16 protein-coding genes are annotated in these 17,999 nt (G+C 71.5%); 12 read left to right on the top strand and 4 right to left on the bottom strand.

All coding sequences use genetic code 11. The annotated features are described in order from the left end of the window. Positions 1-490: 490 nt before the first annotated feature. The 6 genes from dnaK to AC07F3_RS13370 all read left to right on the top strand — a co-directional run bounded on the left by dnaK (position 491) and on the right by AC07F3_RS13370 (position 6,766). Positions 491-2,347 carry a molecular chaperone DnaK gene (dnaK, locus tag AC07F3_RS13395; protein WP_479113521.1) on the top strand — a complete coding sequence of 619 codons (1,857 nt, stop codon included), beginning with the start codon at positions 491-493 and terminating at the stop codon, positions 2,345-2,347. Then, entirely contained in the window at positions 2,347-2,982 is a 636-nt protein-coding gene (gene grpE, locus AC07F3_RS13390) for a nucleotide exchange factor GrpE (protein WP_479113519.1), read from the top strand. The genes dnaK and grpE overlap by 1 nt, the downstream gene beginning before the upstream one ends. A gap of 45 nt (positions 2,983-3,027) precedes the next feature. Beyond that, entirely contained in the window at positions 3,028-4,209 is a 1,182-nt protein-coding gene (gene dnaJ / locus AC07F3_RS13385) for a molecular chaperone DnaJ (RefSeq protein WP_479113517.1), read from the top strand. Position 4,210: 1 nt separating this feature from the next. Next, positions 4,211-4,678, top strand: a complete 468-nt coding sequence (locus tag AC07F3_RS13380; RefSeq protein WP_479113515.1) for a heat shock protein transcriptional repressor HspR — start codon at positions 4,211-4,213, stop codon at positions 4,676-4,678. Between the two features lie 150 nt (positions 4,679-4,828). Then, on the top strand, positions 4,829-5,803 hold the full coding sequence (locus tag AC07F3_RS13375) for a LuxR C-terminal-related transcriptional regulator (RefSeq protein WP_479113513.1): 975 nt from the start codon (positions 4,829-4,831) through the stop codon (positions 5,801-5,803). Between the two features lie 114 nt (positions 5,804-5,917). Further along, entirely contained in the window at positions 5,918-6,766 is an 849-nt protein-coding gene (locus AC07F3_RS13370; protein WP_479113511.1) for a helix-turn-helix transcriptional regulator, read from the top strand. A 5-nt stretch (positions 6,767-6,771) separates the two neighbouring features. Here AC07F3_RS13370 and AC07F3_RS13365 read toward each other — a convergent pair whose 3' ends face one another. Continuing rightward, positions 6,772-7,749: a helix-turn-helix transcriptional regulator gene (locus tag AC07F3_RS13365; protein ID WP_479113509.1), complete on the bottom strand. Its 978-nt coding sequence runs from the start codon at positions 7,747-7,749 to the stop codon at positions 6,772-6,774. A 340-nt stretch (positions 7,750-8,089) separates the two neighbouring features. Between AC07F3_RS13365 and AC07F3_RS13360 the strand changes: the two genes are divergently transcribed. Beyond that, positions 8,090-8,422: a Rieske (2Fe-2S) protein gene (locus tag AC07F3_RS13360; protein WP_114040705.1), complete on the top strand. Its 333-nt coding sequence runs from the start codon at positions 8,090-8,092 to the stop codon at positions 8,420-8,422. Positions 8,423-8,523: 101 nt separating this feature from the next. Here the strand turns inward: AC07F3_RS13360 and AC07F3_RS13355 are convergent, their stop codons facing one another. Further along, positions 8,524-8,937 (bottom strand): pyridoxamine 5'-phosphate oxidase family protein, encoded by a 414-nt coding sequence (locus AC07F3_RS13355; RefSeq protein WP_479113507.1) that lies wholly within the window; start codon positions 8,935-8,937, stop codon positions 8,524-8,526. A 130-nt stretch (positions 8,938-9,067) separates the two neighbouring features. On the opposite strand from AC07F3_RS13355, the gene clpB reads away from it, so the two are divergent. Together clpB and AC07F3_RS13345 are read left to right on the top strand one after the other, a co-directional pair. Beyond that, positions 9,068-11,668, top strand: a complete 2,601-nt coding sequence (gene clpB, locus AC07F3_RS13350) for an ATP-dependent chaperone ClpB (protein WP_479113505.1) — start codon at positions 9,068-9,070, stop codon at positions 11,666-11,668. Between the two features lie 130 nt (positions 11,669-11,798). Beyond that, positions 11,799-12,344, top strand: coding sequence for a type III secretion system chaperone family protein (locus AC07F3_RS13345; protein ID WP_479113503.1), 546 nt, complete (start codon positions 11,799-11,801; stop codon positions 12,342-12,344). A gap of 13 nt (positions 12,345-12,357) precedes the next feature. Here AC07F3_RS13345 and AC07F3_RS13340 read toward each other — a convergent pair whose 3' ends face one another. Further along, positions 12,358-13,575, bottom strand: a complete 1,218-nt coding sequence (locus tag AC07F3_RS13340; RefSeq protein ID WP_479113501.1) for a hypothetical protein — start codon at positions 13,573-13,575, stop codon at positions 12,358-12,360. Between the two features lie 106 nt (positions 13,576-13,681). Beyond that, positions 13,682-14,872, bottom strand: coding sequence for a pyridoxal phosphate-dependent aminotransferase (locus tag AC07F3_RS13335; RefSeq protein WP_479113499.1), 1,191 nt, complete (start codon positions 14,870-14,872; stop codon positions 13,682-13,684). Positions 14,873-14,984: 112 nt separating this feature from the next. On the opposite strand from AC07F3_RS13335, the gene AC07F3_RS13330 reads away from it, so the two are divergent. The 3 genes from AC07F3_RS13330 (at position 14,985) to AC07F3_RS13320 (ending at position 17,906) form a co-directional block, all read left to right on the top strand. Then, the gene (locus AC07F3_RS13330; RefSeq protein ID WP_479113498.1) at positions 14,985-15,272 is read left to right on the top strand and encodes a hypothetical protein; all 288 of its coding nucleotides are present in this window, start codon (positions 14,985-14,987) and stop codon (positions 15,270-15,272) included. Between the two features lie 435 nt (positions 15,273-15,707). Beyond that, a complete protein-coding gene (locus AC07F3_RS13325) occupies positions 15,708-16,232 on the top strand; it encodes a DUF2617 family protein (protein ID WP_479113496.1) in 525 nt (174 codons plus the stop codon). Positions 16,233-16,316: 84 nt separating this feature from the next. Beyond that, on the top strand, positions 16,317-17,906 hold the full coding sequence (locus tag AC07F3_RS13320; RefSeq protein ID WP_479113494.1) for a polyamine aminopropyltransferase: 1,590 nt from the start codon (positions 16,317-16,319) through the stop codon (positions 17,904-17,906). Positions 17,907-17,999 lie beyond the last annotated feature (93 nt).

Here is a 17,999-nt window from a genome sequence, read left to right as displayed (position 1 = left end):
TCGGCCCCTTTGCCCCTCGGCTCCTTTGCTCCCTCGGCCCCTTGGTGGCGCGGTCCGTTCGGCTGGCGGGCCGTGCGTGGTTCTTCGCGCAGTTCCCCGCGCCCCTTCGCCCTCGTTCGGCTGCCGACCGTGGTCGGTTGCTCGCGCAGTTCCCCGCGCCCCTTCGCCCTCGTTCGGCTGCCGACCGTGGTCGGTTGCTCGCGCAGTTCCCCGCGCCCCTTCACCCTCGTTCGGCTGCCGACCGTGGCTGGTTGCTCGCGCAGTTCCCCGCGCCCCTTCAGGCGCGCGCAGTTCCCCGCGTCCCTTCAGGCTCGTGGGTCTTGAGGGTTTTTCTAGGGCCGGGTGGGGGTGATCGTGCAGGTCACAGGGGTGGGCGCGTGTAAGGGGCGTATAAAAGTTGAGTCTGGGGGGCTCAGCTCTGTTGACCGAGGGGGAGGGATGATGCATCCTTGAGCCAGTTCCACTCAAGTAGTCAGTTGGAGGAATCGAAATGGCACGTGCGGTCGGCATCGACCTGGGCACGACTAACTCCGTCGTCAGCGTTCTTGAAGGCGGCGAGCCCACCGTCATCACCAACGCAGAGGGCGCCAGGACCACGCCGTCCGTCGTCGCCTTCGCGAAGAACGGCGAGGTGCTGGTCGGCGAGGTCGCCAAGCGCCAGGCGGTCACCAACGTCGACAGGACCATCCGGTCGGTCAAGCGCCACATGGGCACCGACTGGAAGATCGAGCTCGACGGCAAGAGCTTCAACCCGCAGCAGATGAGCGCCTTCATCCTGCAGAAGCTGAAGCGCGACGCGGAGGCCTACCTCGGCGAGAAGGTCACCGACGCGGTCATCACCGTGCCGGCGTACTTCAACGACTCCGAGCGCCAGGCGACCAAGGAGGCCGGCGAGATCGCGGGCCTGAACGTCCTGCGTATTGTCAACGAGCCGACGGCCGCCGCCCTGGCCTACGGTCTCGACAAGGACGACCAGACCATTCTCGTCTTCGACCTCGGTGGCGGCACCTTCGACGTGTCCCTCCTGGAGATCGGCGACGGCGTCGTCGAGGTGAAGGCCACCAACGGTGACAACCACCTCGGTGGTGACGACTGGGACCAGCGCGTCGTCGACTACCTGGTCAAGCAGTTCCAGTCCGGTCACGGCGTGGACCTGTCCAAGGACAAGATGGCCCTCCAGCGCCTGCGCGAGGCCGCCGAGAAGGCCAAGATCGAGCTGTCCTCGTCCACCGAGACCTCGATCAACCTGCCCTACATCACGGCGTCCGCCGAGGGCCCGCTGCACCTGGACGAGAAGCTCACGCGCGCCCAGTTCCAGCAGCTGACCAGCGACCTCCTGGAGCGCTGCAAGACGCCGTTCCACAACGTCATCAAGGACGCGGGCATCAACCTGTCCGAGATCGACCACGTCGTTCTCGTCGGTGGCTCCACCCGCATGCCGGCCGTCGCCGAGCTCGTCAAGGAGCTGACCGGCGGCAACGAGGCCAACAAGGGTGTGAACCCGGACGAGGTCGTCGCCATCGGCGCCGCCCTTCAGGCCGGTGTCCTCAAGGGCGAGGTCAAGGACGTCCTGCTCCTCGACGTCACCCCGCTGTCCCTCGGCATCGAGACCAAGGGAGGGATCATGACGAAGCTCATCGAGCGCAACACCACGATCCCGACCAAGCGCTCCGAGATCTTCACGACGGCCGAGGACAACCAGCCGTCCGTGCAGATCCAGGTCTACCAGGGCGAGCGCGAGATCGCGGCGTACAACAAGAAGCTCGGGATGTTCGAGCTGACCGGTCTGCCGCCGGCCCCGCGCGGTGTCCCGCAGATCGAGGTCGCCTTCGACATCGACGCCAACGGCATCATGCACGTGACCGCGAAGGACCTCGGCACGGGCAAGGAGCAGAAGATGACCGTCACCGGTGGCTCCTCGCTGCCGAAGGACGAGGTCAACCGGATGCGCGAAGAGGCCGAGAAGTACGCCGAGGAGGACCACGCGCGCCGTGAGGCCGCCGAGTCCCGCAACCAGGGCGAGCAGCTCGTCTACCAGACCGAGAAGTTCCTCAAGGACAACGAGGACAAGGTCCCGGCGGACGTGAAGACCGAGGTCGAGACCGCCGTCGCCGAGCTGAAGGAGAAGCTCAAGGGCGAGGACTCGGCCGAGATCCGCACCGCCACCGAGAAGGTCGCCGCCGTCTCGCAGAAGCTGGGCCAGGCCATGTACGCCGACGCCCAGGCCGCGCAGGGTGCGGCCGCGGGTGCCGAGGGCGCCCAGCAGGCCAAGCCCGAGGACGACGTGGTCGACGCCGAGATCGTCGACGACGAGAAGCCGCACGACACGAAGGGTGGCGCCGCCTGATGACGGAGGAGACCCCGGGCTTCGAGGAGAAGCCCGACGTCCCCTCCGGCGCTCAGGAAGACGCCGAGCCGAAGGCCGCCGACTCCTCCGACGAGGGGAAGGCGGCCCCGGCCGGGGACGCAGCCAAGGACATCGCTCTGCAGGCTCAGCTGGACCAGGCCCAGACGGCGCTCACCGAGCGCACCACGGACCTCCAGCGCCTCCAGGCCGAGTACCAGAACTACCGCCGCCGCGTGGAGCGGGACCGCGTCACGGTCAAGGAGATCGCCGTCGCCGGCCTCCTGACCGAGCTGCTGCCCGTGCTCGACGACATCGGCCGGGCCCGGGAGCACGGCGAGCTGACCGGCGGCTTCAAGTCGGTGGCCGAGTCCCTGGAGACGGTCGCCGCGAAGATGGGCCTCCAGCAGTTCGGCAAGGAGGGCGAGCCCTTCGACCCGACGGTCCACGAGGCCCTGATGCACAGCTACGCGCCGGACGTCACCGAGACGACCTGTGTGGCGATCCTGCAACCGGGTTACAAGATCGGCGAGCGTACGATCCGCCCCGCGCGGGTCGCGGTGGCCGAGCCCCAGCCGGGCGCGGCCAAGGAAGAAAAGTCGAGCGACGAGGAGAGCGGTGGCCCCGACAAGGGCTGACGCAGCGGTCATTGAAGAAGTGATCGTCCGGAAGGAGGGACGTCGATGAACACGAAGGACTTCGTCGAGAAGGACTACTACAAGGTTCTCGGCGTCCCCAAGGACGCCACCGACGCGGAGATCAAGAAGGCGTACCGCAAGCTGGCGCGGGAGAACCACCCCGACGCCAACAAGGGCGACGCCAAGGCGGAGGAGCGCTTCAAGGAGATCTCCGAGGCCAACGACATCCTCGGCGACCCCAAGAAGCGCAAGGAGTACGACGAGGCGCGCGCCCTGTTCGGCAACGGAGGCTTCCGGGCCGGTCCGGGCGCGGGCGGCGGCAGCTTCAACTTCGACCTCGGTGACCTCTTCGGCGGGCAGCAGCCCGGCGGCGCCGGAGCCGGCGGCTTCGGCGGCGGCCTCGGGGACGTGTTCGGCGGCCTGTTCAACCGGGGCGGCGCGGGCGCGGGCACGCGCACCCAGCCGCGCCGGGGGCAGGACCTGGAGTCCGAGGTGACGCTCAGCTTCACCGAGGCGGTCGACGGGGCCACCGTCCCGATCCGGCTGTCCAGCCAGTCCCCCTGCAAGGCCTGTTCGGGCACCGGCGACAAGAACGGCACCCCCCGGGTGTGCCCGACGTGTGTCGGTACCGGCCAGGTCTCGCGCGGCTCGGGCGGCGGCTTCTCGCTGACCGACCCGTGCGTGGACTGCAAGGGCCGCGGCCTGATCGCCGAGAACCCGTGCGACATCTGCAAGGGCAGCGGGCGGGCGCGCTCCTCGCGCACCATGCAGGTCCGCATCCCGGCCGGGGTCAGCAACAACCAGCGCATCCGGCTGCGCGGCAAGGGCGCTCCCGGTGAACGGGGCGGCCCCGCGGGCGACTTGTACGTCGTCGTCCACGTGGACGCGCACCCGGTCTTCGGCCGCAAGGACGACAACCTCACCGTCACGGTGCCGGTCACCTTCGCGGAGGCCGCGCTCGGCGCCGAGGTCAAGGTGCCCACGCTCGGCGGCCCGCCGGTCACCCTGAAACTGCCCGCGGGCACCCCCAACGGCCGTACGATGCGGGCCCGCGGCAAGGGCGCGGTCCGCAAGGACGGCACCCGGGGCGACCTGCTCGTCACGGTCGAGGTGACCGTGCCGAAGGAGCTGGACGACAAGGCCCGCGAGGCCTTGGAGACCTTCCGCGAGGCGACCGCGGGCGAGGACCCGCGGGCAGAGCTGTTCCAGGCCGCGAAGGGAGCATGAGATGGACCCCCGCCAGCGTCGGCAGTCCCCGTTCGGGGGCCGGGCGTACGAGTTGAACGACGAGACGCCGGTGTACGTCATCTCGGTGGCGGCCCAGCTCTCCGGTCTGCATCCGCAGACCCTGCGGCAGTACGACCGCCTCGGCCTGGTCTCGCCCGACCGCACGGCCGGGCGCGGCCGGCGGTACTCGGCCCGCGACATCGAACTGCTGCGTACGGTGCAGCAGTTGTCGCAGAACGAGGGCATCAACCTGGCGGGCATCAAGCGCATCATCGAGCTGGAGAACCAGGTCGCGGCGCTCCAGGCCCGGGTCGCCGAGCTGTCCTCGGCGGTCGAGGGCGCGGCCGTCGCGATGCAGCAGCGCGAGGCCCAGGTGCACGCCTCCTACCGCCGGGACCTGGTCCCGTACCAGGACGTGCAGCAGGCCGGCGCGCTGGTCGTCTGGCGGCCCAAGAGACCGTCGGAGTAAGGCGGTTGGCCCCGGCCCCCGTACGCGCGTGAGAAGGCCCGCCGTTCCCTTCCGGGGCGGCGGGCCTTCGCGTGCCCGGTGATCTCCGTGAAGCGGGGTCCCGTTGGGGATATGGTCATCGGGCTCGGTCGCAGGGAGGCGGGGGAGAGGATGTCTGAGCAGGTGGCGCATCCGCACGGGGCGGACCGGCTGTGCCCGGCCGGGGAACGGGCGTACGCGGACGCGCTGCGGGCCGGGCGCATCGCACGGGAGAACGTGGGCGACGCCACCTGCCTGATCGACCTGGGGCTGCTGCACCCGGACCCGGGCGCCCTCCAGTGGCTGCTTCCGACCTCGCCGCAGACGGTGATGGCGCGCCTGCTGCGCGGCATCCACGAGGACATCGCGGCGAGCCAGGCCCGGACGGGTGTGGTGGCGGCGGCGTTCGAGCGCTTCGCCGCGCTGGACGCGCCCGCGTCGGCCGGTACCGAGGCCATCCGCGTCCTGGACGGCATCCCCCGCATCAACGCGGCCATCGACGACGCCATCGCCGGCTGCGCCACCGAGGCGCTCACCATCCAGCCGCGCGGCATCCGCCCCGAGCACATCCTGTCGCAGGCGCTGCCGCGGGCCCTGGACATGGTGGGGCGCGGGGTGCGGATGCGCACCCTGTACACGCACGTCGCCCGCTACGGCACCGGCCTCACCGACTACCTGCGGCAGCTGGAGGGCCACGCGGTCGAGGTGCGCACCCTGGACGAAGTCACCGACCGGCTGCTCCTGTTCGACCGTACGGTGGCGATCATCCCGGCCGCCGCGGACGACAGCAGCGCCCTTGAGCTGCGGCACCCGGCGCTGGTGGAGTACCTGGCCACCGTCTTCGAGCGGCTGTGGCGGCTCGCGGTGCCGATGACCGAGTCGGTGCCGGCCGCCACCGACATCGAGGGCGTCACCCATCGCGAGCGGGTCATCGCGGCGCTGCTCGCGGAGGGACACCAGGACGCGGTGATAGCCCAGCGGCTCGGCATCAGCGTGCGCACCTGCCGCCACCACATCAGCCGCCTCGCCGACGTGCTGGGCAGTTCGAGCCGCACCCAACTAGGCGTCCGCATCGCGCAGTCGGGCCTGGACGCGCACCCCCGCTAGTCCCGGGAGCGCTCGACATCTGGACATGTCAAGCTTTAATCCACCTCCGGTTGATGCAGTGCAGCAACATGATGGTGGTGGCCCGGCGGCTCCGGATGCATCGTGGTGTTCAGTATGAGCAGCTCACCTCGGGGGGACGCGGGGCCGGGAAGCGGCGAGGTGGACGCCGCGGCCGCGGCTCTGCTCGTGCGCGGCGTCCACGACGACCTGGCCGACGCGGAGCGCCGCGCGGGCGCGGTCGCCGAGGCCTTCGAGCGGTACGCGTCGATCGGCCTGCCCGCCGCCGAGCCCTGCGCGACCGTCCGGGTCCTGGACGGCTTCGAGCGGATCGACGCGGCCATCGCCGGGGCGTCGGCCGCGTGCGGCACCGAGATGCTGACCGTGCAGCCCAACGGGATCCGCTCGCCCAGCATCCTGGCGCACGCCTCGACGCGCGACCCGGCGCTGGTGGCGCGCGGCGCCCGGATGCGCACCCTGTACACGCACGTGGCCCGCTACGGGCACGCCCTGAACGCCTATCTGGAGCGGCTGGGCGACGGCGCGGAGGTGCGCACCCTGGACGAGGTCCCCGACCGCATGATGATCTTCGACCGGGAGGTGGCGTTCCTGCCCGCCAACCCGGACCGCACCAGCGCCCTGGAACTGCGCCAACCCGCCCTCGTCGGCCACCTGGTGAGCGTCTTCGAGTCGCTGTGGAGCCGGGCCGTCCCGCTCGCCGATCCGGTACCGGCGGCGACCGGCATCAGCGGCATCACCCATCGCGAGCGGGTCATCGCGGCGCTGCTCGCCGAGGGGCACCAGGACGCGGTCGTCGCCGAGCGGCTCGGCATCAGCGTGCGCACCTGCCGCCACCACATCGGCCGGCTCGCCGAGGCGCTCGGCAGCTCCAGCCGGGCCCAACTCGGCGTGCGCATCGCCCGGGCCGGGCTCGGCGGTCCCCCGCACCCCGGCGCCCCGCGGTGACGGCCTCAGGCGTCCTGGTCGAGGATGCCGGACTGGGCGATGAGGAAGCCGAGTTGGGCCCGGCTGCCGCTGCCGAGCGCGGCCGCCAGCTTGGCGATGTGCGCGCGGCAGGTGCGTACGTTCATGCCGAGGCGGCGGGCGATGGCCTCGTCCACGTGGCCCTCCACCAGGAGCTTGGCGATGGAGCGCTGGACGCCGGTGATGCCGGCCGTCTCCAGGTGGTAGGGCACTTCGTCGTCCCAGGGGACGGCGTACTGCCAGAACTGGTCGAAGACGCCCACCAGGTACTGCACGAGCCCCTCGTGGCGCAGTTCCAGGGCGACTTGGCGGTCGCTGCGCGCGGGGATGAAGGCGACCTTGCGGTCCATGATGATGAGCCGGTCGATGATCTCCTCCAGGGTCCGCACCTCCAGACCGTACGGAGTGATCCGCTCCACGTAGCCGATGGTGGCGGAGTGGTGGCGGGCGGTGTGCTGGTAGAGGGTGCGCATCTCGACACCGCGGGCGATCAGCGGCTCGATGCGGCGCAGTCCGGCCTCGAAGGTCTCGGGGCGGCGGCCGCTGCCGGGCTGGATGACGAGGAGTTCCTCGCTGCACTCGTCGATCACGCGGTCGAGCGTCGCGTTGATCAGTTCCAGGCCTTCGAGGACGGTGATCGCGTGGGTGCCGCTGAGCGAGGGCGTCGCGATCGACATGAACGGCTCGAAGGTGTCGGCGAGGGCGACCGAGAGGTTCCTGCGTTCCTGGATCTCGCGTTCCAGCGGCTGGGTCAGCAGGTTGAGCACCACCGTGGGCGGAACCGGGCGCAGCAGCTGGGCGTCGTCGGGATCGGGGCGCAGCAGGGTGAGGTCGACCAGACACGGGGCGGAGTCGGCCTCTGAGCGGGTAATCCCGCCTGTGCGCAGGGCAAGGGCGTACAGAGCCGTTCCCGTCTCGCACAGATCGACCGGGCCGTGATCGTGTCCTATGTGCCCCTGTTTCAACCTAGTTGCACCCCCCTCATCCTTTTGAATTACAGGAACATGATGCCTGGCTGCGCTGGTGCAAGTGGCCGGAGTGGGCCATCGTCGTATCCGCGGGGGGAGGTAATGATCAAAAGAGGTGGAGATCGGCCATGAGCAGGATGGTTCGAGCACTAAGCACGACAGCCGTTGTGGCGGCTGCTCTCTGCGCTCTCTCGGCGCCTGGGGACCTCACTTGGGAGACCCACCCCGCGAACTCCGGAGTCGCGACCGCCCAGGACCCCACCTGGGAGATCGCACCGAGGACCGTGGCGATAGGCGCGGACCTCACCTGGGAGTCCGCTCCTGCGGGTGCTGTCGCATGAGCTTTCCGCCCGACGACCGCACCTTCCGGCGCGAAATGGCCACGGCCTACCGCTCGGGGTGGCATTTCATCGACCTCGCCACGGCAGTTCCGCATCGTGGCGATTCGTTGACGGTCACCCTGCTCGGTGAGCCGATCCTGATCGCCCGTGAGGACGACGAGGACGTCCGTGCCTACCGGTGCCTGCGCCGGCCGCGCGGGGCACCGCAGCCCATCCGCTGCGTGGTCCGGTACGGCATGGTCTTCGTGAACCTCGACCAACGTGACCACCAGCTTTTCGAGTCGGAGGCCCAACCCGATTCATCCACCGCCACCCCCCGCAGTGCCTGACGCGATCCCCCGTCGTTGTACATCGCGCAGGCGCTTCCCCCACACAGCGGCGCCATCGTGGACCTGAACACGGTGGCGCCGCTGTGCTGTCCGGGTACGGATCAGGTGTTGCCCATCGCCCTGGTCAGCCTGATCTCGATGAGCACCCGGTCCGGGTTCGGGGCCGGGGTCCGCTGGTAGCGCTCCGCGTAGCGCTCCACCGCCTCCGCGATCAGCTCGGGCTCCGTGCGCACCACCGCGCGCCCCTCCAGCGTCGCCCAGCGCCTGCCCTCCAGCTGGCAGACCGCGACCCGCGCGCCCGCCGGGTCCGCCGCGACCGCGGCCACAATGTTGGCGACTTTTCGGCTCCTGCGGTTGCAGATGACGCGCGCCAGCCCCGCCTCCGGGTCGTACGTCACCCCCACCGGCGCCACGTGCGGCGAACCGTCCGGCCGGGGCGTGGTCAAGGTGCAGAGGTGGCGCTCCCGCCAGAAGCTGAGATAGGCGCTGTCGGGATTGCGTACGTCGGTGGCCATGGTCCGGAAATCTAGCGGCCGCCCTTCCTTCGGCTCACCTTGAGCGGAATAGGCTCAACTTTGTGTACGTTGGAAGGGTCATAGGCGGTGAAGCCATGCCCAGTCGTACGACGAGGAGGAGCGAACACACGTGGATGCCGAGCTGACGAACAAGAGCCGGGACGCGATCAACGCCGCGAGCAACCGCGCCGTCGCCGGGGGACACCCGGATCTGACCCCCGCGCATCTGCTGCTCGCGCTCCTGGAGGGCCAGGACAACGAGAACATCGTCGACCTGCTGGCCGCCGTGGACGCCGACCAGGCCGCCGTGCGCTCCGGCGCGGAGCGGATCCTCGCCGGGCTCCCCAGCGTGACCGGCTCCACCGTGGCCCCGCCCCAGCCCAACCGCGAACTGCTCGCCGTCATCGCGGACGCGTCGCAGCGCGCCAAGGAGCTGGGCGACGACTACCTCTCCACCGAGCACCTGCTCATCGGCCTGGCGGCCAAGGGCGGGCAGGCCGGTGAGATCCTCTCCCAGCAGGGGGCGAGCGCGAAGAAGCTCCTTGAGGCGTTCGAGACGAGCAGGGGAGGGCGCCGGGTGACCACACCCGACCCGGAGGGTCAGTACAAGGCGCTGGAGAAGTTCGGTACGGACTTCACGGCGGCCGCCCGCGAGGGCAAGCTCGACCCGGTCATCGGCCGGGACCAGGAGATCCGCCGGGTCGTGCAGGTGCTGTCCCGGCGCACCAAGAACAACCCGGTGCTCATCGGCGAGCCCGGCGTCGGCAAGACCGCCGTCGTCGAGGGCCTCGCCCAGCGCATCGTGAAGGGCGATGTGCCGGAGTCGCTGAAGAACAAGCGGCTGGTCTCGCTCGACCTCGGCGCGATGGTCGCGGGCGCGAAGTACCGCGGCGAGTTCGAGGAGCGCCTCAAGACCGTCCTCTCCGAGATCAAGGAGAGCGACGGCCAGATCATCACGTTCATCGACGAGCTGCACACCGTCGTCGGCGCGGGCGCCGGCGGCGACTCCGCGATGGACGCGGGCAACATGCTCAAGCCCATGCTGGCGCGCGGCGAGCTGCGCATGGTCGGTGCGACCACCCTCGACGAGTACCGCGAGCGCATCGAGAAGGACCCGGCGCTCGAACGCCGCTTCCAGCAGGTGCTTGTCGCGGAGCCGAGCGTCGAGGACACCATCGCGATCCTGCGCGGGCTCAAGGGCCGGTACGAGGCGCACCACAAGGTGCAGATCGCGGACAGCGCGCTGGTCGCGGCCGCGACGCTCTCCGACCGGTACATCACCTCCCGCTTCCTGCCCGACAAGGCGATCGACCTCGTCGACGAGGCGGCCTCCCGGCTGCGGATGGAGATCGACTCCTCGCCGGTCGAGATCGACGAACTCCAGCGCGCCGTCGACCGGTTGCGCATGGAGGAGCTGGCGCTGAAGAACGAGACCGACGCCGGCTCGGTGCAGCGCCTGGACAAGCTGCGCAAGGACCTCGCCGACAAGGAGGAGGAGCTGCGCGGCCTGACCGCCCGCTGGGAGAAGGAGAAGCAGGGCCTCAACCGGGTCGGTGAGCTCAAGGAGAAGCTCGACGAGCTGCGCGGCCAGGCCGAACGCGCCCAGCGCGACGGCGACTTCGACTCCGCCTCCAAGCTCCTGTACGGCGAAATCCCGGGTCTGGAGCGGGAGTTGGAGGAGGCCGCCGAGGCCGAGGCCGAGCAGGAGAAGTCCAAGGACGCCAAGGACACGATGGTCAAGGAGGAGGTCGGCCCCGACGACATCGCGGACGTGGTCGGCGCCTGGACCGGCATCCCCGCCGGGCGCCTGCTCGAAGGCGAGACGCAGAAGCTCCTCCGCATGGAGGCCGAGCTGGGCAAGCGCCTGATCGGCCAGTCCGAGGCGGTGCAGGCGGTCTCGGACGCGGTGCGCCGCACCCGGGCCGGCATCGCCGACCCCGACCGGCCGACCGGCTCGTTCCTCTTCCTGGGCCCGACGGGCGTGGGCAAGACGGAGCTCGCCAAGGCGCTCGCGGACTTCCTCTTCGACGACGAGCGGGCCATGGTCCGCATCGACATGTCGGAGTACAGCGAGAAGCACTCGGTGGCCCGCCTGGTCGGCGCGCCTCCCGGCTACGTCGGCTACGAGGAGGGCGGCCAGCTCACCGAGGCCGTGCGCCGCCGCCCGTACAGCGTCGTGCTCCTGGACGAGGTGGAGAAGGCCCACCCCGAGGTCTTCGACATCCTGCTCCAGGTCCTCGACGACGGGCGCCTGACCGACGGGCAGGGCCGCACGGTCGACTTCCGCAACACCATCCTGATCCTCACCTCCAACCTCGGCAGCCAGTACCTGGTCGAGCCCTCGACCAGCGCGGAGGACAAGAAGCGGCAGGTGCTCGACGTGGTGCGGGCCTCCTTCAAGCCGGAGTTCCTCAACCGGCTCGACGACCTGGTGGTCTTCTCCGCCCTCACCAAGGACGAGCTGTCCCACATCGCCGAGCTCCAGATCGGCCGCCTCGCCCAGCGCCTGGCCGACCGCCGGCTCACCCTGGACGTCACCCCCGCGGCGCTGGAGTGGCTCGCGGACGAGGGCAACGACCCGGCCTACGGTGCGCGCCCGCTGCGCCGCCTGATCCAGACCGCCATCGGCGACCGGCTCGCCAAGGAGATCCTGGCGGGCGAAGTGACCGACGGAGACACGGTTCGCGTCGACCGATTCGGGGAGGGGCTGATCGTGGGGGCCGCGCGGTAGGGCCGATCCCGCCACCTCCCTCCAAGTCAGCCGATTCGGTCAGCCCGCAGCGGATACCCGGGGGCAGGGGTTGCCAGTCCTGCCCCGGCATGGGGGAGGATGACCGGAACCGTACGAAGGAAGATTCACGATGAGCATCGACCCGTCCTCGATTCCGAATTTCGGGGCTCAGCCCGCCGGTCCGCAGCCTGGCGGCGCCCCCGCCGGGCCCGTGGTCCCCGACCAGGATCTGGTCAAGCAGCTCCTGGACCAGATGGAGCTCAAGTACGTCGTGGACGACGAGGGCGACCTCGCCGCGCCGTGGGAGGATTTCCGTACGTACTTCATGTTCCGCGGCGAGGACGACCAGCAGGTCTTCTCGGTGCGGACGTTCTACGACCGGCCGCACAGCATCGACGACAAGGTCCGGATCCTGGAGTCGATCGACGACTGGAACCGCCGCACCCTGTGGCCCAAGGTCTACACGCACACCCACGACGACGGCACCGTCCGCCTCATCGGCGAGGCGCAGATGCTGATCGGCACGGGCGTCGCCCTGGAGCACTTCGTGTCCTCCGTGGTGAGCTGGGTGCGCGCCTCGATCGAGTTCGACAAGTGGCTCCTGGAGCAGCTGGGCCTGGAGAAGGACGTCGACGGTGACGAGGGCGACGAGGCCGGCGAGTCCGGCTCCGAGTGAGCCCCCGGCGGATTCACAGCGCCATGGTGGCCAGCGTCAGCAGATAGGCCCCGTAGCAGAACGAGAGCCCGGCCAGGGCGGCGGTCACCGTGATCGCCGCCCGGGGCCGGGCTCTCGTCAGTGCGCGGGCGAGCGGGATCAGGAGCGGGAACGCGGGCAGCAGGAAGCGCGGCTTCGACTCGAAGAAGCCCGACCCGCCGAGGGCGATGAGGACCAGGACGGCCGTGTAGACGAGCAGCGGCAGCGCCGGCCGGTCCAGGGCGAACAGCACGAACAGCACGACCATCACCGCGGTCAGCAGCGCGGCCATCGTGAACCCCAGGTCGTAGGGGGTCAGCGCCATCCGCTTGAGGAAGTGCGGCCAGCCCGCGCCGAAGTCGAACCGGGACGTCCACCCGGCCTGCACCGAGAAGTAGCCCCCGACCGGATCGCCCTCGCGCACCCCCACCCACAGGACGTACCCGCACCAGCCCAGCGGCGCCAGCAGCGCGCCCGCCCACAGCCGCCAGGACCGCCCCTCGCCCTGCCGGGCCGCGTGCCCCGCCGCCACGAGCACCGCCGCGGCCACGGCGACGGCGTTCGGCCGGGAGAGACCGGCGAGCAGCGCGAGCGAGCCCGCCCACAGCCAGCGGCGTTCCAGGACCGCCCACAGCGACCAGGCCGCCAGCGCCGTCATGACGGGCTCGGTGTACGCCATCGTCAGCACGACGGCGTGCGGCAGGAGGCCCCACAGCAGGACGAGCAGGGTGCCCACGGGGCGGCCGTACAGGCGCTCCCCGATGAGGTAGATCGCCCAGGCCGCCAGGGCCGCCGCCGTCCAGGACACGAGCAGCCCCGCGGTGCCGCCGGTCACGGGCAGCACCGTGGTCACGGCGCGGATCAGGCCCGGGTAGAACGGGAAGAACGCCAGGTCGCTCTGGACCGAGCCGTCCGGCCAGAACAGGGTGCGGCCGTAGCCGTGGGCCGCGATCCGGGTGTACCAGTCGGCGTCCCAGGAGGTGGCGAGCCGGGCGCGCGGCGAAAGCCCCCGGTGCCAGGCCGCGGCCGCCATCAGCAGGAACCCGGTCAGCCGCGCGGCGGCGAACAGGCCGAGCGCGGGGACCGCCCGGCGCAGGGTGCCCGTCCGGAGCGGGGCACTCACGATGCCGCCGGCCCGGCGGCCGCGGGCGGGGGCGGTGATCTCGGCGGACAGGGGGCACCTCCGGGCGCGCGGGGTCGTCAGACCGACCATCAGCGCGGATCCCGCCGCCCGCGACCGCTGGGCCCCCGACCGGGTAGAACTCCGCCCGCCCGGCGGCGCCCGTGCGTGTCGTCGTGACAGCGGGGGAGGCCGTGCGCTACCCGGCCAGCGCCTTGAGGCGGGCGACCGCCTCTTCGAGCACCGACGTCCGCTTGCAGAAGGCGAACCGTACGAAGGGGGCGCCCTCGTCGCGGTGGTCGTAGAAGACGGCGTTGGGGATCGCCACGACGCCGCAGCGCTCGGGCAGCGCCCGGCAGAACGCGAAGCCGTCGCTCTCGCCCAGCGGGCGGATGTCGGTGGTCACGAAGTACGTGCCGGCCGGGCGGAACACCTCGAACCCGGCCGCCGCAAGACCCGCGCTCAGCAGGTCCCGCTTGGCCAGGTGGTCGGCGCGGAAGTCGGCGAAGTAGGAGTCCGGCAGCCGCAGCGCCTCGGCCACCGCGTACTGGAAGGGCCCCGACGCCACGTACGTCAGGAACTGCTTGGCCGAGCGGACCGCCGCCACGAGCGCGGGCGCGGCCGTCACCCAGCCGACCTTCCAGCCCGTGAACGAGAACGTCTTGCCCGCCGAGCCGATGGTGACCGTGCGCTCGCGCATGCCGGGGAAGGAGGCGAGCGGGACGTGCTCGGCGCCGTCGAAGACGAGGTGCTCGTACACCTCGTCGGTGACCACCAGCAGGTCGCGCTCACAGGCGAGTTCGGCGACCGCGGCGAGCTCGGCGCGGGTCAGGACCGTGCCGGTCGGGTTGTGCGGGGTGTTGAGGAGGATCAGCCGGGTGCGGGGGGTGACGGCGGCGCGCAGCTCGTCGAGGTCGAGGACGAAGCGCCCCTCCCCGGCGCGCAGGGTCACCGGGACCCGGGCGGCCCCCGCCATCGCGATGCACGCGGCGTACGAGTCGTAGTACGGCTCCAGGGCGATGACCTCGTCGCCGGGTTCGAGCAGCGCGAGCAGGGAGGCGGCGATCGCCTCGGTGGCGCCCGCGGTGACCAGGACCTCGCTGTCGGGGTCGTGGGAGAGGCCGTAGTGGCGCAGCTGGTGCTCGGCGATCGCGGTGCGCAGTTCGGGGACGCCGGGGCCCGGCGGGTACTGGTTGCCGCGGCCCTCGCGCAGCGCGCGGACCGCCGCCTCCCGTACGGCCTCGGGCCCGTCGGTGTCGGGGAAGCCCTGGCCGAGGTTGATGGACCCGGTCCGCTGGGCGAGGGCGGACATCTCGGCGAAGATCGTCGTCCCGAAGTCGGCGAGGCGGCGGTTGAGGAGGGGGCGCGCGCTGGAGGTCATGACGGCCATCCTGCGGGCAACCTCTGGAGTTGCTCAAGTGTGCTTTGGCGCCGGGCCGCCCAGGGCATCCCCCTTCCACGCGGGACGACGGGGGACCGCGGCCGAGAGGACGGTGGGGGGAATGGACAGCGCGATCGAGTTGGGGATCCTTGCTCTGGTGCTGCTGATCATCGCGGTCAGTCCGGCGGCGCGGCGGCGCCGCAAGGGCATGGCGAAGCGCCGGAGGTCGGGCTCGTCGTCCGCCGCCGGGGGCTCCGCGAGCTGGTGGGCCGGGGGAGCGGACGGCGGGGGCGGCGGCGGTCACCACGGTGGGCATCACGGCGGCGGCCACCACTCCTGCGGGGGCGGCCACCACTCGTGCGGAGGCGGCCACTCCTCCTGCGGCGGCGGGGGCTGCGGCTCCAGCTGAGCACCGGAACGCGCACCGCGGGCGTACGGGATCGCGCGGTGCGCGCCCACCGGATCGCGAACTCCGCGCCCGGCACGAGGAGTTCGCGCATCATCCGGCGGGTCGGCCGGACCGCGGGCGGTCGCGGCTGTCACGGGGCAGCCGATTCCGCCGCCGGTCGTGCCCGTTGTGCGCCCGGTCGGCTTTCGCCGGCCGGGCGCCTTCTTTCACGCCTGTAGTTGAACGTTTGAACCGAGTGGCCCCCGAGGGGATGGAAACCCCATCAAGTTGGGTAAAAAAGCTGTGACCGCCGCGCACTTCATGATTCCCTCGCAGATGAGAAACGACGCAGCCCTCGGGCCCCGGGCGATCACAGAGCGGTCCCCCGTCCTTCGTTGCGGTCCGAGTCGACATCGGTCACCCACCCGCCAGATGTGTGTTTTGCGGAGCCCACCCATGCTCACGACCCTCAAGACCGCCTACACCGACACGCGTGCCGCCGACCTCGCCTGGGCGCTGGGCCGCGAGCCGCTGCCCGCCCTGGCCGTACTCGACCTCGAACTGACCGGCGCCAAGCTCCAGTTGCGGCTGCTCGGAGCCTCGCACCAGGTGCTCCTCGACGAGGAGCGCGGAACCTGTTCGGAAACCGTCGCCTGCATGCCCGGCAGCAGTACGCCGCTGCCGCTCGGCGTGGCGAAACGGCTCGGGGAGTGGGACTACGAGTTCGCCGCACGCGTCGAGACGCTCTCGCGGGGCTCGTTCGCGGGGCGCGCGCAGGAGCTCCTCGCCCTGGTCGCCGACCATCCCCACGGGCTGGCCGGAACGTTTCCGGGCTCGCCGCACGCGTTCACGGCGATGCTCGCGCAGCGCGGCGACGGACAGGTGTGGTGGCGCACCTGGCACGCCTACCCGCAGGAGGGGCAGTTGGTGGTGACGCGGACCCGGGTCGGCGTGCGGGCGCCCGCCCCCGTCGGGCTCTGAGGTACACGATTCCCGGGCGGTTGGCTCCAGTTGAACCCGTGTGGGTGACAGGATGCGAACGGAGTGTCACGTAGCGTTCGCAAGGTGATCGAACCGCTTCCCGCTCCCGTGAGTAGTCCGCGGTCGGGTCGGTTCCTCGTCCTGGCCGTGGTGTTCGTCTGTGCCGCCTGCGGTCTCGTGTACGAGCTCGAACTGGTGGCCCTGGCCTCGTACTTGATCGGCGACTCGGTCACCCAGGCCTCGGTGGTCCTGTCGGTGATGGTGTTCGCGATGGGCGTCGGCTCGCTGCTCGCCAAACGGCTGCGCTGCCGGGCCGCCGTCGGCTTCGGGCTCATCGAGGCCGCGCTCGCCCTGGTGGGCGGCTGCTCGGCGATGGCGCTGTACGCGACGTTCGCCTGGTTCGGCGGCTCGCGCTACGCGCTGGTCGCCTTCTCGCTCGCCATCGGCATGCTGATCGGCGCCGAGATCCCGCTCCTGATGACCCTCATCCAGCGGGTCTCGCGGCGCGCCGCCGGGGACGCGAGCGGCACCGTGGCCGACCTGTTCGCCGCGGACTACGTGGGCGCGCTCGTGGGCGGCCTCGCGTTCCCCTTCCTGCTGCTGCCCCAGCTCGGCCAGCTGACCAGCGCGTTGCTCACCGGCGCGGTCAACGCGGTCGCGGGCGGCTCGCTCGTCCTGCTGCTCTTCGGCCGCGACCTGTCCCCGCGCGCCCGCTGGTCGCTGCTCGCCGCCAACGCCCTCGTCCTGGCCGTGCTCGCCCTGACCACCGCCATGGTCGACGACTTCGAACAGGCCGCGCGCCGCGCCGTGTACGGGGGGCAGGTGCGGGTCGCCGTCCAGACCCGCGTCCAGGAGATCGTCCTGACCGGCAGGGGCGGCGCCCCGCTCGACCTGTTCCTGGACGGACGGCTGCGGGTCAACGGCCGCGACGAGTCCCGCTACCACGCGGCCCTGGTGGGGCCCGCGCTCGACGGCGGCCCGCACGGCCGCGTGCTGATCCTGGGCGGCGGCGACGGCCTCGCCGCGCGCGAAGTGCTGCGCCGGCCCGGGGTGCGCTCCGTCACCCTCGTCGAGCTCGATCCGGGCCTTGTCCAACTGGCGCGCAGCGACCCGCAGTTGGCGGCCCTGAACGGCCATGCCTACGGGGACCCCCGGCTGCACCCGGTCATCGGCGACCCCTTCGGCTGGCTGCGCGGCGACGGCTACGCCTCGGGCGCGTACGACGTGGTCGTGTCGGATCTGCCCGACCCGGGCGTGACCGCCAGCACCAAGCTCTACTCGCAGGAGTTCTACGGGCTCGCCGCCCGCGTCCTGGCGCCCGGCGGGCGGCTCGTGGTGCACGCGGGGCCGGTGGCGGGCCGGCCGCGCACGTTCTGGACCGTCGCCTCGACCGTGCGCGCGGCGGGCCTGACGACCTTCGCCTACCGCGCGACCGGACGCGGCGCCGGGTTCACCGGGGGCCCCGACCACGCGTCCGCCCCGGCGAAGTCCCCGCGCGACTGGGGGTTCGTCCTGGCCGCCAGGCCCGCCCCGCGTCCGCTCGCGGCGGGCGGGCCGCCGTCCGGGTCGCCGCCCGCGGTGCGGCTGCCCGCCGGAACCGAGCCGCTGGCCCCGCCCGAGGGCGCCGCCGGGTTCCCGCCATCGACGCTGGTGCACCCGCGCTACGCCGACTGAGGCGCCCCGCGCGGGCGGCCTGGGCGGGCCGGAGCCGGGCCAGCGCGGGGCGGGCCGGTGATCGGCGCCGCGTTTGCGCAGACGCGACGGCCG

This window comes from Streptomyces sp. NPDC045846 (assembly GCF_056431605.1).
This window is presented reverse-complemented; position numbering and strand designations above follow the sequence as displayed.

What these genes read in the sequence shown, in the direction of transcription:
- AC07F3_RS13335 (WP_479113499.1), bottom strand. Translation starts at nt 14,872, where the DNA reads ATGGCCGTCATGACCTCCAGCGCGCGCCCCCTCCTCAACCGCCGCCTC.
- AC07F3_RS13370 (WP_479113511.1), top strand. Translation starts at nt 5,918, where the DNA reads ATGAGCAGCTCACCTCGGGGGGACGCGGGGCCGGGAAGCGGCGAGGTG.
- AC07F3_RS13355 (WP_479113507.1), bottom strand. Translation starts at nt 8,937, where the DNA reads ATGGCCACCGACGTACGCAATCCCGACAGCGCCTATCTCAGCTTCTGG.
- AC07F3_RS13380 (WP_479113515.1), top strand. Translation starts at nt 4,211, where the DNA reads ATGGACCCCCGCCAGCGTCGGCAGTCCCCGTTCGGGGGCCGGGCGTAC.
- dnaJ (WP_479113517.1), top strand. Translation starts at nt 3,028, where the DNA reads ATGAACACGAAGGACTTCGTCGAGAAGGACTACTACAAGGTTCTCGGC.
- dnaK (WP_479113521.1), top strand. Translation starts at nt 491, where the DNA reads ATGGCACGTGCGGTCGGCATCGACCTGGGCACGACTAACTCCGTCGTC.
- AC07F3_RS13325 (WP_479113496.1), top strand. Translation starts at nt 15,708, where the DNA reads ATGCTCACGACCCTCAAGACCGCCTACACCGACACGCGTGCCGCCGAC.
- AC07F3_RS13375 (WP_479113513.1), top strand. Translation starts at nt 4,829, where the DNA reads ATGTCTGAGCAGGTGGCGCATCCGCACGGGGCGGACCGGCTGTGCCCG.
- AC07F3_RS13345 (WP_479113503.1), top strand. Translation starts at nt 11,799, where the DNA reads ATGAGCATCGACCCGTCCTCGATTCCGAATTTCGGGGCTCAGCCCGCC.
- grpE (WP_479113519.1), top strand. Translation starts at nt 2,347, where the DNA reads ATGACGGAGGAGACCCCGGGCTTCGAGGAGAAGCCCGACGTCCCCTCC.
- AC07F3_RS13360 (WP_114040705.1), top strand. Translation starts at nt 8,090, where the DNA reads ATGAGCTTTCCGCCCGACGACCGCACCTTCCGGCGCGAAATGGCCACG.
- AC07F3_RS13340 (WP_479113501.1), bottom strand. Translation starts at nt 13,575, where the DNA reads ATGGTCGGTCTGACGACCCCGCGCGCCCGGAGGTGCCCCCTGTCCGCC.
- AC07F3_RS13330 (WP_479113498.1), top strand. Translation starts at nt 14,985, where the DNA reads ATGGACAGCGCGATCGAGTTGGGGATCCTTGCTCTGGTGCTGCTGATC.